The following is a 15,317-nucleotide window of genomic DNA, read 5'->3' on the forward strand; positions in this document are numbered from 1 at the left end:
CGGCTTTCGCCAGCTTCTTTATCACTTCGAGGCCGCCTTTTCTTCGCCGACCAGTCCAATCTTCAGGTAACCCGCCTGATGCAGCGTGTCCATTACCTTCATCATGGTTTCATAATCAACGGTTTTATCCGCACGGAAGAAGACCGTAGTGTCTTTCTTTCCGCCCGTAAGCTGCTCCAGCGCCGGGATGACTGAGTCGGCCGTCACCGGGTCGTTCCCGAGGAACATGGATTTATCCGCTTTCACCGACAGGTAAATAGGCTTCTCCGGGCGCGGCTGGGGCTGGCTGGAAGATGCCGGCAGATTCACCTTCACATCCACCGTCGCCAGCGGTGCAGCTACCATGAAGATAATCAGCAGAACCAGCATGACGTCGATAAACGGCGTCACGTTGATTTCATGCATTTCGCCGTTATCGTCCAGATTTTCGTTTAGACGCATCGCCATACTATTAACCTGCGCGCAGTTTAGACGCCGCATGCACCGGCTTAACCGAGCTGGCATTCAGATCGAGATCGCGACTTTGCAGCAGCAGAACCTGCGCGGCAACGTCTCCAAGAGTCGCTTTATAGCTGCCAATCATACGCGCGAAGATATTATAGATGACCACCGCCGGGATAGCGGCAACCAGACCGATTGCTGTCGCCAGCAGCGCTTCTGCGATACCCGGCGCCACGACCGCCAGGTTGGTAGTTTGGGTCTGCGCGATACCGATAAAGCTATTCATGATGCCCCAGACCGTGCCGAAAAGACCGATGAACGGTGAGATCGCGCCGATGGTAGCCAGATAACCATTGCCGCGCCCCATGTGTCGGCCAACGGCCGCAACGCGGCGCTCCAGGCGGAAACCGGTACGCTCTTTGATGCCTTCGTTATCTTCACTGCCTGCGGAGAGTTCCAGCTCGTTCTGCGCTTCATTCACGAGCAGGGTAGTCAGGCTTTTCGCGTGGAAAGATGAGGTCATATCTGAAGCCTGATCCAGAGAGCGGGCTTCAGCCAGCTGCTGCTGTTCCCGCTTCAGGCGACGCTTCTGCGAAAGCAACTCGGCACTTTTGCTGAAGAAGATAGCCCAGGTGACAACGGACGCCAGAATCAGGCCGATCATCACAATCTTAACCACGATGTCAGCATGCTGATACATGCCCCATACGGAGAGATCCGTCTGCATCAAATTATTACCCACTCTGTATCTCCAGGACGCAAATCACAAAATCTGAGCGTAATAATATCAAAACGTCGTCGAATTGATAGTAGTTCTCATTAGTATTTGCATGGTGCCGTAATTTTCGCTCACTTTCCTTGCGCTTACGCAGTAAAAATTTCTTATGCGGTTTTTTGCTAATATTTTCTGCTTATTCGATAAGCCTCGGGGTGCAGTTTTTTCCAATCGTGGTAGTCTGGACGTCCAGACGCATAAAAACAGGGTTAGCGAACATGACAAAGAAGCATCTTGATACCACGCTGGTACAGGCAGGACGCAGCAAAAAATATACTCAGGGATCGGTCAACAGCGTGATTCAACGAGCCTCCTCGCTGGTGTTTGACACCGTTGAGGAGAAAAAAAACGCCACGCGTAACCGCGCGAAAGGCGGGCTGTTTTATGGCCGTCGCGGCACGCTAACCCATTTTTCTCTGCAGGAAGCGATGTGCGAGCTGGAAGGCGGCGCGGGCTGTGCGCTCTTCCCGTGCGGGGCGGCGGCGGTCGCCAACACCATTCTGGCGTTTGTGGAACAGGGCGACCATATCCTGATGACCAACACCGCCTATGAACCCAGCCAGGACTTCTGCACCAAAATCCTCAGCAAGCTCGGGGTAACGACCGGCTGGTTCGACCCGCTGATTGGTGAAGGCATTGCCGAACTTATTCAACCAAACACGCGCATTGTGTTCCTGGAATCTCCGGGGTCGCTCACCATGGAAGTTCACGACGTGCCGGCTATCGTGAAGGCCGTACGCAGCAAAGCGCCAGAGGCGATCGTTATGATCGACAACACCTGGGCGGCAGGCGTGCTGTTCAAAGCGCTGGAATTCGACATTGATATTTCGATTCAGGCGGCAACGAAATACCTGATAGGCCACTCTGACGGCATGATTGGTACTGCGGTCTCCAACGCGCGCTGCTGGGATCAGCTGCGTGAAAATGCGTACCTGATGGGCCAGATGGTAGATGCCGACACGGCCTACATGACCAGCCGCGGTATCCGCACGCTGGGCGTTCGTCTGCGTCAGCACCATGAAAGCAGCCTGAAGGTGGCAGAATGGCTGGCGCAGCATCCGCTGGTTGAGCGCGTAAATCATCCCGCGTTACCAGGCAGTAAAGGCCATGAGTTCTGGCAACGTGACTTTACGGGCAGCAGCGGGTTGTTCTCATTCGTACTGAAAAAGCGGCTGAATAACGACGAGCTGGCGAGCTATCTGGATAATTTTACCCTTTTCAGCATGGCCTACTCCTGGGGCGGTTTTGAATCCCTGATCCTGGCTAACCAGCCGGAACAGATCGCGGCCCTTCGCCCCGGGGGTGAAGTAGACTTCAGCGGTACCCTGATACGACTGCATATCGGTTTAGAAAATGTTGACGATCTGATTGCCGATTTAGCAGCAGGGTTCGAGCGTATCGTGTAGAGTGCTGGCTGAAAATGTACTCTCTGGACGCTTTTGTGGACACCGCAAGCAGAAAAGTCTGCATGAGTTGCGCCCGGGATCAAACCCGACGGGCGAATAAGGGAGTACAATAGCGCTATATCTGCTGTTCCACAGGAAAGTCCATGGCTGTTATTCAAGATATTATCGCGGCGCTCTGGCAACACGACTTTGCCGCGCTGGCGGATCCTCACGTCGTCGGTATCGTTTACCTCGTGATGTTCGCAACTCTGTTTCTGGAAAATGGATTACTGCCAGCCTCGTTTTTACCCGGTGATAGCCTGCTTTTACTTGCCGGGGCGTTAATCGGGAAAGGCGTCATGGACTTCACGCCAACGATGGTTATTCTCACCTCCGCAGCCAGCCTGGGCTGCTGGTTGAGCTATCTTCAGGGCCGCTGGCTCGGGAATACCCGCGTCGTAAAAGGCTGGCTGGCGCAGTTACCGCATAAATATCATCAGCGTGCGACCTGCATGTTCGATCGTCACGGCCTGCTGGCATTGCTGGCGGGGCGTTTCCTGGCGTTTGTTCGCACCCTTCTGCCGACGATGGCGGGCATTTCCGGTCTGTCGAACCGCCGCTTCCAGTTCTTCAACTGGCTGAGCGCCCTGCTGTGGGTGGGTGTAGTCACCACGCTTGGCTATGCGCTGAATATGATCCCCTTCGTGAAACACCACGAAGATCAGGTGATGACCTTCCTGATGGTGCTGCCGATGTTCCTGCTGGTGGCGGGTCTGGTGGGAACCATCGCGGTGGTGATTAAGAAGAAGTACTGCAGCGCATAATTCAACAAAGCCGGGTGGCGCTGTCGCTTACCCGGCCTGTGTTTCCCCTCAGGCTCCCTGCATCGTTCTGATACGTGACGCATCTTCTCCCGGCGTAACGCCGAAATAGCGCTTAAACTCCCGGCTGAACTGCGACGCACTTTCATAGCCCACCCGCATCGCCGCCGCGCTGGCCTTCATGCCGTCGTGGATCATCAGCATCCGCGCCTTATGCAGCCGGTAGGTTTTGAGGTACTGCAGCGGAGAGGTGCTGGTCACCGACTTAAAGTTATGGTGAAACGCCGAGACGCTCATATTGGCTTCCGCCGCCAGCTGGTCGACGCTGAGGTTTTCCGTGTACTGGCTTTCGATACGCTTGAGCACGCGGCTTATCAGGCTGAAGTGGGTCTGTCGGCTCACCAGAGCGAGTAACGCGCCGCCGCCCGGGCCCAGCAGCACGTGGTACAGAATTTCGCGGACGATCTGCTTGCCCAGAATACGCGCGTCCAGCGGCCTCTCCATCACGTCCAGCAGACGCTCAATGGCGCAGAGGATCTCCTCCGACAGCGTCGCCGAATTAATCCCGCTCGAGGCCATCGAAGGCCGGAAGAGTTCATCTTCGCCAATCTCCATCAGCAGCTCCTGCAGCTGGAGGATGTCGACATTGACGCGAATACCCGCCAGCGGAACCGCCTCTGTCGCGAAGGTTTCACATTCAAAGGGTAAAGGTACCGTCAGGAGAAGATATTCATTGGTGTCGTAGCGGAACACGCGCTCGTTGATATAGCCAATTTTATGGCCTGAAAAGAGAAAAACGATGCCCGGCTGGTACATGACCGGCGTGCGCGTCCCCGGCTGCGTGCCATAGAGCAGGCGAATATCCGGCAGCAGATCGCTGGCACGATTATCATTATCTATCAACCTCTTAATCTGCACAGTGAGCTGCTGGCAGATAGCCTCACGGTTCATCTTGCGTTACTCCGGGTACGGTTTTTGACGCTAACAGTGTGCGTCGTTTTCCGCGCTTTCTCCAGCGCTCTGTAGAAATGGGCAAGACATCGGCAGGAATGTGCATTGAGGGGATAGCCCCGGACGGCCACAATGTGCAGCATCAGGTCGCCCTCTGCGTACCACGGTTTTTCACCCACTAAAGGGAACGAGCAATGAACAACTTTAATCTTCACACCCCAACCCGCATTCTGTTTGGTAAAGACGCTATCGCTGATCTGCGCGCGCAGATCCCTGCTGACGCCCGCGTACTGATCACCTACGGTGGCGGCAGCGTGAAAAAAACCGGCGTACTGGATCAGGTTTATAGCGCGCTGGACGGTCTGGACGTGCGTGAGTTCTGCGGTATCGAACCAAACCCGTCTTACGAAACGCTGATGAACGCGGTGAAAATTGCCCGCGAAGAAAACGTCACCTTCCTGCTGGCCGTCGGCGGCGGCTCCGTACTGGACGGCACCAAATTCATCGCAGCGGCAGCGCACTACGCTGAAGGCATCGATCCGTGGCACATTCTGGAAACCCGCGGCAGCGACATTAAAAGCGCCATCCCGATGGGCTCCGTGTTGACCCTGCCAGCCACCGGTTCTGAATCCAACAAGGGCGCGGTGATCTCCCGTAAAACTACCGGCGACAAACAGGCCTTCATGAACGAACACGTCCAGCCTGTGTTCGCTATCCTGGACCCGGTTTACACCTACACCCTGCCTGCGCGTCAGGTGGCGAACGGCGTGGTCGATGCCTTTGTTCATACCGTTGAGCAGTACGTCACGTACCCGGTGAATGCCAAAATTCAGGATCGCTTCGCGGAAGGCATTCTGCTGACGCTGATTGAAGAAGGTCCGAAAGCGCTGAAAGAGCCTGAAAACTACGACGTTCGTGCCAACGTGATGTGGGCCGCCACACAGGCGCTGAATGGCCTGATCGGCGCTGGCGTGCCGCAGGACTGGGCGACCCACATGCTGGGCCACGAGCTGACGGCGATGCACGGTCTGGATCATGCTCAGACGCTGGCCGTTGTGCTGCCTGCCCTGTGGAATGAAAAACGTGATACCAAACGCGCCAAACTGCTGCAGTACGCTGAGCGCGTGTGGAACATCACCGAGGGTTCTGACGACGCGCGCATTGATGCCGCCATCGAAGCGACCCGCAGCTTCTTTGAAGGTCTGGGCGTGCCAACGCGTCTGTCCGGCTACGGGCTGGACGGCAGCTCCATCCCTGCCCTGCTGGCGAAACTCGAAGAGCACGGCATGACCCATCTGGGCGAGCACGGCGACATCACGCTGGACGTCAGCCGTCGTATTTACGAGGCGGCACGCTAAGCGTTTTTGTCGCCCCGACTTTCGTTTTTTGACATTTCGTCCAGACTTAATGCACACCCCATCGCCGGAGTCTCCCTCCGACGATGCGCACCTGAAGGAGGAAAAATGGCAAACCAAACCGTAATCAAGCTGCAGGACGGCAACGTGATGCCCCAGCTGGGGCTAGGTGTATGGAAAGCCGGTAACGACGAGGTCGTCTCCGCCATTCATAAAGCCCTGGAAGTCGGCTATCGGTCGATTGACACCGCCGCCGCGTACAAAAACGAGGACGGCGTGGGGACCGCACTGGCCAGCGCCGGTGTCCCCCGCGATGAGTTATTCATCACCACGAAACTGTGGAATGACGATCAAAAACGTCCCCGCGAGGCCCTGCAGGAGAGCCTGGAGAAGCTCCAGCTCGACTTCGTCGACCTTTATCTGATGCACTGGCCGGTTCCGGCTATCGACCATTATGTTGATGCCTGGAAAGGGATGATTGAACTGCAGAAAGAGGGGCTGGTGAAAAGTATCGGCGTCTGCAACTTCCAGGTTCATCACCTGCAGCGGCTGATTGACGAGACGGGCGTCGCGCCTGTCATTAACCAGATCGAACTGCACCCGCTGCTGCAGCAGCGTCAGCTTCACGCCTGGAACGCCACGCATAAAATCCAGACCGAGTCATGGAGCCCGCTGGCACAGGGTGGCGAAGGCGTGTTCGACCAGAAAATTATCCGCGACCTGGCGGATAAATACGGCAAAACCCCGGCGCAGATCGTCATTCGCTGGCATCTGGACAACGGCCTGGTGGTGATCCCGAAATCGGTCACGCCATCGCGCATCGCCGAGAACTTCGACGTCTGGGATTTCCGTCTCGACAAAGATGAGCTGGGGGAAATTGCGAAGCTGGATAAGGGCAAGCGGCTTGGGCCGGACCCGGATCAGTTTGGCGGGTAATTGCGTAAAAAAGCCGGGTGGCGGCTTCGCCTTACCCGGCCTACGTGTCGATATAAAAACCCCGGCTTGCCGGGGTTTTTTATTTACGCTTTGCGCTTCACGGGCTTCTTCACACTCGAATTACCATTCGAACGCTGATGCACAATCGGCGTGTGCTTGGTCAGCGCCGGGCGCGTATTGCGGTTCTGGCGACGCGCTTCGCGCATCTCATCCAGCGTCGGGGCCGGTACCAGACAGTCGCGGCGCGAGCCGATCAGGTGTTTTTTACCCATCTCTTCCAGCGCCTGGCGGATCAGCGGCCAGTTTTTCGGATCGTGGTAACGCAGCAGTGCCTTGTGCAGACGACGCTGTTTATCCCCTTTAGGCACCACCACCTCTTCACTCTTGTAGCCAATCTTACTCAGCGGGTTCTTGCCGGTGTAATACATGGTCGTCGAGTTGGCGAGCGGTGACGGATAGAAGTTCTGCACCTGATCCAGGCGGAAGCGGCGCTGCTTCAGCCACAACGCCAGGTTCACCATGTCCTCATCACGCGTGCCCGGGTGCGCAGAGATGAAGTACGGGATCAGATACTGCTCTTTACCCGCCTGCTTCGAGTAGGTGTCGAACAGCTCTTTAAAGCGATCGTAGCTACCCATGCCCGGCTTCATCATCTTCGACAGCGGGCCTTCTTCGGTGTGCTCCGGCGCAATCTTCAGATAGCCACCGACGTGGTGCGTCGCCAGCTCTTTGATGTAGCGCGGATCTTCCACGGCGATGTCGTAACGTACCCCGGAGGCTATCAGGATCTTCTTGATGCCTTTCAGGTCACGCGCGCGGCGGTAGAGGTTGATCGTCGGCTCATGGTTAGTGTCCATGTGCTCGCAAATGCTTGGATAGACGCAGGAGAGGCGACGACAGGTTTGCTCTGCGCGCGGCGACTTGCAGCGCAGCATGTACATGTTCGCGGTTGGACCGCCGAGGTCGGAAATCACGCCGGTAAATCCAGGTACCGAGTCGCGAATCGCTTCGATCTCATTGATGATCGAATCTTCAGAGCGGCTCTGAATAATGCGCCCTTCGTGCTCGGTAATCGAGCAGAAAGAACAGCCGCCGAAGCAGCCGCGCATGATGTTGATCGAGAAGCGAATCATCTCATACGCCGGGATACGGGCGTTGCCGTAAGCAGGGTGCGGCACGCGCTTGTACGGCAGCGCAAAGACGCTGTCCATCTCTTCGGTGGAAAGCGGGATCGCCGGCGGGTTGATCCAGATAAAGCGCTCGCCGTGCTTCTGCATCAACGCGCGGGCGCAGCCAGGGTTGGTCTCATGGTGCAAAATACGGGACGCGTGCGCGTAGAGCACCTTGTCGGCTTTCACCTTCTCATAGGAGGGCAGCAGCACGTAGGTCTTTTCCCACGGCTTCGGGCGCGGAGGCTGCACGACGATAGCCTTCGCTTCCGCTTTTTTCGGCTCAACCGGCTTGTTATCGGCACACGGCAGATCGTCGCCGTACGGATGTGGGATCGGGTCGATTTTACCCGGCATATCAATGATGCGGGAATCCACTCCGCGCCAGCCCGGCAGCGCCTCTTTCACCATGATGGCGGTATTGCGCACGTCGCGGATGCTGCTCACCGGCTCGCCCTGCGACAGACGGTGCGCCACTTCCACCAGCGGACGCTCGCCGTTTCCGTAAATCAGCATGTCGGCTTTGGAATCCACCAGCACCGAGCGGCGCACGGTATCAGACCAGTAATCGTAGTGCGCGGTACGGCGCAGGCTCGCCTCGATGCCGCCCAGGATCACCGGCACGTCTTTCCAGGCTTCTTTGCAGCGCTGGGTATAGACGAGGGTTGCGCGGTCCGGGCGTTTACCCGCCACGTTATCCGGCGTGTAGGCGTCGTCATGACGAAGCTTACGGTCGGCGGTATAGCGGTTGATCATCGAGTCCATGTTGCCTGCAGTCACGCCGAAGAACAGGTTCGGTTTACCCAGACGCATAAAGTCGTCTTTGCTGTTCCAGTCAGGCTGGGAGATGATCCCCACGCGGAAGCCCTGCGCCTCAAGCATACGTCCACAGATGGCCATGCCGAAGCTCGGGTGGTCAACGTAGGCATCGCCCGTGACCAGAATGATGTCGCAGCTGTCCCAGCCCAGTTGGTCCATCTCTTCCCGGGACATCGGCAGGAATGGCGCCGGTCCAAAGCAGGCCGCCCAGTACTGGGGCCAGGAGAAGAGGTCACGATCCGGCTGGATCAGGGAAATTGCGCTCATAATGCTTCCGAAGAAAAAATAAACAAAAGGAGCGGGATTATACGCTGTTCATCCGCCGGATTTGAAGAAAAGGATGCAGGAAGCAGGCAGATATTCACGCAACTCGTTAAAATACAGCACCCTGATAATTTTGGATCATAATATTCACTATATTTTCCGGTGATTTGCCCCGGTAATGCGTGTTTATGCGGAGCTCAGTTGTGAAGCCCAACGATTCGTTACATGTCTCCCAACTGCGGGTTGTCCTTCACCTCTGCGGTTTTCTGGTTCTGCTGTACAGCCTTTCTATGCTGCCGCCGATGGTTATCGCCCTGCTGAATAAAGAGCGGACCTACTTTGCCTTTCTGACCACCTTTTTAACCTTTTTTACTCTCGGAGGGCTAACCTGGCGGGCAACCCGTCACGCGGGCATACAGCTGCGCACCCGCGACGGTTTCGTGATCATCGTGCTGTTCTGGCTGCTGTTTTCATTGATTAGCGCCATGCCGCTCTGGATGGATGACGGGCTACAGCTCTCTTTTGCCGACTCGCTCTTTGAAGGAGTTTCCGGGATCACCACCACCGGGGCAACGGTGATCGGGGACGTCAGCGCCCTGCCTAAATCGTACCTTTATTACCGCGCTCAGCTGAATTTCATTGGCGGGTTAGGCGTCATCGTGCTGGCCGTCGCGGTCCTGCCGCTGCTGGGCATCGGTGGCATGAAGCTCTATCAGTCAGAGATGCCGGGACCGTTCAAGGAGGAGCGCCTGACGCCCCGCCTTGCCGATACCGCGCGCACGCTGTGGGTGACCTACTTCGCGCTGGGGGTGGCCTGCACCCTGGCCTACTGGCTGGCGGGAATGTCTTTTTTTGACGCCCTCTGTCACGGGCTGTCGACCGTGTCACTGGGCGGTTTCTCCACCCGCAGCGAGAGCATTGGGTTTTATGACAGCCACGCGATTGAGCTGGTCGCCGGGGCGTTTTCACTGCTCTCCGCGTTTAACTTCACCCTCTGGTACGTCGCCATTGTCAGACGCACCCTGAAACCGATTCGCCGCAGCCCGGAGGTTAAATTCTTTCTGAGCGCCGCCGCGGTGATTATCGTCATCACCGCCTGGCAGGTCTGGCATGCCGGGATGTACAACGCCACTGATAGCCTGGTGCATGCCTTCTTCCTTGCCAGTTCGATGATGACCGATAACGGCCTTTCGACAGCCGACTATGCCCAGTGGCCAGCACATACCATCTTCCTGCTGTTGAGCGCCAGCTTTTTTGGCGGCTGCGTAGGCTCGACCTGCGGCGGGATCAAAGCGCTGCGTTTTCTCATTATGTTCAAGCAGAGTATTCAGGAGATGAACCAGCTGGCGCATCCGAGAGCGCTGCTGAGCATTAAGGTGGGCAAAAGCGTGGTGAATGAACGCGTCCTGCGCTCGGTCTGGAGCTTCTTTTTTCTCTACGTGATGATTACGGGCTTTTTTGTCTGGTCGCTCAATCTGATGGGCTACGACCTGTTTACGTCATTCGCAACGGTTGCCGCCTGCATCAACAACATGGGGCTGGGGTTTGGCGAGACGGCGTCGACGTTCGGCACGTTAACAGAGGGGGCAAAACTGCTGATGTGCGCGGCGATGATCTTAGGGCGTCTGGAAATTTATCCGGTGCTGATACTGTTCTCGCGCTTTTTCTGGCGGGCATAAAACATTCCCGGCGAACCGGGAATGTCAGGATTATGGGGCAGGATTGATCAGCATCTGCCCTACGGAGCCCCTGTCCATCATCTCCAGCGTCTGGCTGTGGAACAGGAACGGGAAATGCGGCCACGAAGGCTGACCGTAGTAGACAAGCAGCTCAACCTGGCCGTCCACCCAGACGGTATCTTTCCAGCCGCGGTCTTCCGGGAACGGCATGGCGCCGTTGACGTTGCGGATCAGGAATGCCACCCCTTCAATATGGAACGACTGCGGCATATCTGAACGCACCGTCCAGCGCTCCCAGGTACCCTGCTGCGCGGTAATGTCGATGCGGTTGACGTCCCATAGCGCGCCGTTGATGCCCGGGTCGTCGCCGAGGCTGATATCACGGCTGCGCACCGGCGAGCCGCTCATGATCTCCTGCGGCAGCAGGCGCATGGGCAGGCTATCGGTCACCAGCGGCAGCAGACCGGTTGGACGCAGGGTCAGCACCAGGGTCGAGACCAGAATGCTCGACGGTTCAAAGAACCCGCGAATACGGTCGACAATGCTGGCCGCTTCACCGCAGGTGACAGACACTTCATCCCCATTGGTCATATCAATGAGAACTTCGCGACGTTCGCCCGGCGAGAGCGCAAGCTGTTTGACGGACACCGGCGCCGGTAAAAAGCCCTGATCGCCGGAGATCACGTGCAGCGGACGACCATCGCTCATTTGCAGCTGATAGCGGCGCGAGTTGGACGCGTTGAGCAGGCGCAGGCGCACCCAGCCGCGAGAAACTTCGACATACGGGCTTTGCGCACCGTTGACCAGCAGCGTATCACCGACGAAGCCACCGCTGCCCGGCTCGCTGTATTCAGGCGTGCCGAAGTTATCCAGACGTTTGTCCTGGATGATAATCGGGAAGTCATCCACGCCGTAGTGATTCGGGATCGGCAGAGATTTGCTGACTTCATCTTCCACAAGCCACATGCCGGCCAGGCCGTTATAGACCTGCTGCGCCGTGCGGTTAGGCGTGTTGGCGTGATACCACAGGGTTGCCGCGCTCTGGCGAATCGGCAGAACGGGCGCCCAGTCGGCGCTGGGTGACATCATTCGCGCCGCGCCGCCAATCAGCGGGCCAGGCACCTGCAGACCGCTGATGGTCATAGCGACATTTTCAGGGGTGCGGTTACTGTAGATGAGCTTTACGTCATCGCCATTCCACACGCGTATGGTCGGCCCGAGGTAACGTCCGTTAATGCCCCAGACGGGCGCACGCGTCCCCTGGGTAAAGGACCAGTGGCTACGCTGCAGCGTCAGGAAAAGCGGCTGACCGCGACGGGATTCAATTAATGGCGGTATAGGCAGCGGCTGTTGCTGCCCGGCGGCGCTGGCTGTCAGCGGCATCGCACCCGCACAAAGGGCGATCCCTGAAGCCTGAATAAACTGACGCCGACTGAGTGACATATAAGCTCCATCTGAAACGACTAACAACGCGGGAATTCGTTTTCCCTTCAACGCCGGGTTAAATCTTACCGGCGGCTTCTCTCTCTGCGACTTCTTTGTCGAGCTGCGCAATATGCTGAGCCATTAGCTCACGGCAGTGTGCTGCCAATTCACGCACCTGATCTTTACCGTATTTGCTGGTATCGACAGGTGGCAGCATTTCGACAATCACCAGCCCATTATTCAGGCGGTTAAGATTAATCTTATTCGAAGTATTGGAAACGCACACGGGAATAATTGGAACACCTGCCGCAATTGCAGCATGAAACGCACCGGTTTTAAACGGCAGCAGGCCGCGACCGCGGCTGCGCGTTCCTTCCGGGAACATCCAGATTGAGATTTTGCGCTTTTTAAAATGATTCACTACTTCCGCAATGGTGCTGTGCGCTTTTGCACGGTTATTACGGTCAATCAGCAGGTTACCGGTAAGCCAGTACAGCTGACCAAAAAACGGGATCCACAGCAGGCTTTTTTTGCCCACCGTCACGGTCGGTGGAAGCACGATATTAGAGGCCGTCACCATATCGTAGTTGTTCTGATGGTTGGCAATATAGATGGCGTTACCGAAATTCTCCGCCCCTTCCGGCAGACGTTTTTCAACCTTCAGGCCAAACAGCGGAGCAAGGCGCCCGAACATATGGCCAAAGGTGGCGACATGCTTCGGATTACGCGGGCTGAACAGGCAATAAATAGAGCCGAAAATACAGACCAGAATACAGTAGATGACGGTAAGAATAAGACGAACAATATATAGCATAGCGACCTCTGAAGCCCCAACAGCTGACAATTATACTTCACCTGTGGCCAGGTAAGGACTTTATTACGAGCGCGTATTGTTAATCGCAACGCACGAATTAACAACGATTTTACGGGAAATTTTATTGAAATTCCCCCTCCGGACAGAGGGGGGATATCACGACATTACTCTTCGCTGTCGCCCGCAGCGCTGCGTGCAGGAGAGTCAATCTCCACGCGATCGATACGCTGCAGACCGCGCATCAGCGAGCCGCGGCGACCGCGCTCACCCACCACCTTCTGCAGCTCTTCCGGACGAAGCTTGATTTTGCGCTTGCCGACGTGAATGGTCAGCGTGCTCTGCGGCGGCAGAAGGAAGAGGTGCGCCAGGCCATCTTCGCCTTTCGCGGCCTCCGCCGACGGGATGTTGATGATCTTGTTGCCCTTGCCTTTTGACAGCTCCGGCAGATCGCTGACCGGGAACATCAGCATACGTCCGGCGGTAGTGATCGCCAGCAGCATGTCGCTTTCGTTCTCAATCACCAGCGGTGCCATCACGTGAGCGTTGTCCGGCAGGCTAATCAGCGCCTTACCGGCACGATTGCGGGAGACCAGATCGTTGAAGGTACAGATAAAGCCGTAGCCCGCATCGGACGCCAGCAGCAGCTTCTGGTCATCGGCTTCCATCAGCATATGGTCAACCGTCGCGCCCGGCGGCAGCGTCAGCTTGCCGGTGAGCGGCTCGCCCTGCCCGCGCGCGGAAGGCAGCGTGATCGGGTCAATGGCGTAGCTGCGACCGGTGGAGTCGATAAACGCCACCGGCTGGTTGCTCTTGCCTTTCACCGCCGCTTTGAAGCTGTCGCCCGCTTTATAGCTGAGCCCCGGCGCGTCGATATCGTGGCCTTTGGCGCTGCGTACCCAGCCGCTCTGCGACAGGACAATGGTCACAGGCTCGGACGGCTGCATGTCGTGCTCGTTCATCGCCTTCGCTTCTTCGCGCTCGTGCAGCGGAGAACGACGGTCGTCACCGAAGGCATCGGCATCGGCCTGCAGCTCTTTTTTCAGCAGGTTATTCATCTTGCGTTCGGACGCGAGGATCGCCTGCAGCTGATCGCGCTCTTTTTCCAGCTCGTTCTGCTCGCCGCGGATCTTCATCTCTTCCAGTTTGGCGAGATGGCGCAGCTTCAGCTCGAGGATCGCTTCGGCCTGGGTTTCGCTGATGCCAAAGCGCGACATCAGGGCGGGCTTCGGCTCGTCCTCGGTGCGGATGATCTCAATCACCTCGTCGATATTGAGGAACGCCACCAGCAAACCTTCAAGGATATGCAGGCGCTTAAGCACTTTCTCCAGACGATGGTTCAGACGACGGCGTACCGTATCGCGGCGGAACGTCAGCCATTCGGTGAGGATCTCCAGCAGGTTTTTCACCGCCGGGCGTCCGTCGAGGCCGATCATGTTCAGGTTGATGCGGTAGCTTTTTTCCAGATCGGTGGTGGCAAACAGGTGGTTCATCACCTGCTCCATGTCCACGCGGTTGGAGCGCGGCACGATCACCAGACGGGTCGGGTTCTCGTGGTCCGATTCATCGCGCAGGTCGTCGACCATCGGCAGCTTTTTATTGCGCATCTGGGAGGCGATCTGCTCCAGCACTTTGGCGCCGGAAACCTGATGCGGCAGCGCGGTGATCACCACGGCGCCGTCCTCTTTATTCCACACCGCGCGCATGCGCACAGAGCCGCGCCCGTTCTGGTAGATTTTGCGGATTTCCGCGCGCGAGGTGATGATTTCGGCTTCGGTTGGGAAATCTGGCCCCTGCACGATATCCAGCAGATCGTCGAGCGAGGCTTTCGGCTGCTCGATCAGGGTGATGGCGGCTTTCGCCACTTCACGCAGGTTGTGCGGCGGAATATCCGTCGCCATACCGACCGCAATACCGGTGGTACCGTTCAGCAGGATGTTCGGCAGACGCGCAGGCAGCATCTTAGGCTCCTGCATCGTACCGTCGAAATTTGGCACCCAGTCGACGGTTCCCTGACCCAGCTCGCCCAGCAGCACTTCGGCATATTTAGAGAGACGGGATTCGGTATAACGCATTGCCGCGAAGGATTTTGGATCGTCCGGCGCCCCCCAGTTCCCCTGACCATCCACCAGCGGGTAGCGGTAAGAGAACGGCTGAGCCATCAGCACCATCGCTTCATAGCAGGCGCTGTCGCCGTGCGGATGGTATTTACCCAGCACGTCACCGACGGTACGGGCGGATTTCTTGAACTTGGCGGTGGCGTTCAGCCCCAGTTCGGACATCGCATACACGATGCGGCGCTGAACGGGCTTCAGGCCATCCCCGATAAACGGCAACGCCCTGTCCATGATGACGTACATGGAATAGTTCAGATAGGCGTTTTCCGTGAATTCATGTAGCGCGAGGCGCTCTGCCATATCGCTCATTACGTGTGATTCCTCAACTCAGAAACCGAAGGGTTTCAGGCAATATTGTCGCAGATACTA

12 protein-coding genes are annotated in these 15,317 nt (G+C 57.2%); 5 read left to right on the forward strand and 7 right to left on the reverse strand.

The annotated features are described in order from the left end of the window. Positions 1-21 precede the first annotated feature (21 nt). Together exbD and exbB are read right to left on the reverse strand one after the other, a co-directional pair. Entirely contained in the window at positions 22-447 is a 426-nt protein-coding gene (gene exbD, locus KGP22_RS19020) for a TonB system transport protein ExbD (protein WP_023309173.1), read from the reverse strand. A gap of 4 nt (positions 448-451) precedes the next feature. After that, the gene (gene exbB / locus KGP22_RS19025) at positions 452-1,183 is read right to left on the reverse strand and encodes a tol-pal system-associated acyl-CoA thioesterase (protein ID WP_023333405.1); all 732 of its coding nucleotides are present in this window, start codon (positions 1,181-1,183) and stop codon (positions 452-454) included. Between the two features lie 251 nt (positions 1,184-1,434). Between exbB and metC the strand changes: the two genes are divergently transcribed. Both metC and yghB read left to right on the forward strand, forming a co-directional pair. Then, positions 1,435-2,622 (forward strand): cystathionine beta-lyase, encoded by a 1,188-nt coding sequence (gene metC, locus KGP22_RS19030; RefSeq protein ID WP_111963270.1) that lies wholly within the window; start codon positions 1,435-1,437, stop codon positions 2,620-2,622. A 143-nt stretch (positions 2,623-2,765) separates the two neighbouring features. Further along, on the forward strand, positions 2,766-3,425 hold the full coding sequence (gene yghB / locus KGP22_RS19035) for a DedA family general envelope maintenance protein YghB (RefSeq protein ID WP_023309176.1): 660 nt from the start codon (positions 2,766-2,768) through the stop codon (positions 3,423-3,425). A gap of 48 nt (positions 3,426-3,473) precedes the next feature. Here yghB and KGP22_RS19040 read toward each other — a convergent pair whose 3' ends face one another. Continuing rightward, positions 3,474-4,373: an AraC family transcriptional regulator gene (locus KGP22_RS19040; RefSeq protein WP_223580505.1), complete on the reverse strand. Its 900-nt coding sequence runs from the start codon at positions 4,371-4,373 to the stop codon at positions 3,474-3,476. 194 nt (positions 4,374-4,567) lie between these two features. On the opposite strand from KGP22_RS19040, the gene yqhD reads away from it, so the two are divergent. Both yqhD and dkgA read left to right on the forward strand, forming a co-directional pair. Continuing rightward, entirely contained in the window at positions 4,568-5,731 is a 1,164-nt protein-coding gene (gene yqhD / locus KGP22_RS19045) for an alcohol dehydrogenase (protein ID WP_223580507.1), read from the forward strand. Positions 5,732-5,836: 105 nt separating this feature from the next. Then, on the forward strand, positions 5,837-6,664 hold the full coding sequence (gene dkgA, locus KGP22_RS19050) for a 2,5-didehydrogluconate reductase DkgA (protein ID WP_021242117.1): 828 nt from the start codon (positions 5,837-5,839) through the stop codon (positions 6,662-6,664). Positions 6,665-6,747: 83 nt separating this feature from the next. Here the strand turns inward: dkgA and KGP22_RS19055 are convergent, their stop codons facing one another. Continuing rightward, positions 6,748-8,919: a YgiQ family radical SAM protein gene (locus KGP22_RS19055; protein WP_111963274.1), complete on the reverse strand. Its 2,172-nt coding sequence runs from the start codon at positions 8,917-8,919 to the stop codon at positions 6,748-6,750. A 200-nt stretch (positions 8,920-9,119) separates the two neighbouring features. Between KGP22_RS19055 and KGP22_RS19060 the strand changes: the two genes are divergently transcribed. Further along, complete coding sequence (locus KGP22_RS19060) at positions 9,120-10,595, forward strand: TrkH family potassium uptake protein (protein ID WP_111963275.1); 1,476 nt, start codon at positions 9,120-9,122, stop codon at positions 10,593-10,595. Positions 10,596-10,625: 30 nt separating this feature from the next. Here the strand turns inward: KGP22_RS19060 and ftsP are convergent, their stop codons facing one another. The 3 genes from ftsP to parC all read right to left on the reverse strand — a co-directional run bounded on the left by ftsP (position 10,626) and on the right by parC (position 15,257). Beyond that, the gene (gene ftsP, locus KGP22_RS19065) at positions 10,626-12,038 is read right to left on the reverse strand and encodes a cell division protein FtsP (RefSeq protein ID WP_023309186.1); all 1,413 of its coding nucleotides are present in this window, start codon (positions 12,036-12,038) and stop codon (positions 10,626-10,628) included. A gap of 58 nt (positions 12,039-12,096) precedes the next feature. Continuing rightward, the gene (plsC, locus tag KGP22_RS19070; protein ID WP_045404006.1) at positions 12,097-12,834 is read right to left on the reverse strand and encodes a 1-acylglycerol-3-phosphate O-acyltransferase; all 738 of its coding nucleotides are present in this window, start codon (positions 12,832-12,834) and stop codon (positions 12,097-12,099) included. A 164-nt stretch (positions 12,835-12,998) separates the two neighbouring features. Continuing rightward, positions 12,999-15,257, reverse strand: coding sequence for a DNA topoisomerase IV subunit A (gene parC, locus KGP22_RS19075; RefSeq protein WP_111963276.1), 2,259 nt, complete (start codon positions 15,255-15,257; stop codon positions 12,999-13,001). Positions 15,258-15,317: the final 60 nt, after the last annotated feature.

The organism is Enterobacter sp. JBIWA005 (assembly GCF_019968805.1).
GTDB classification, from domain to species: Bacteria; Pseudomonadota; Gammaproteobacteria; order Enterobacterales; family Enterobacteriaceae; genus Enterobacter; species Enterobacter vonholyi.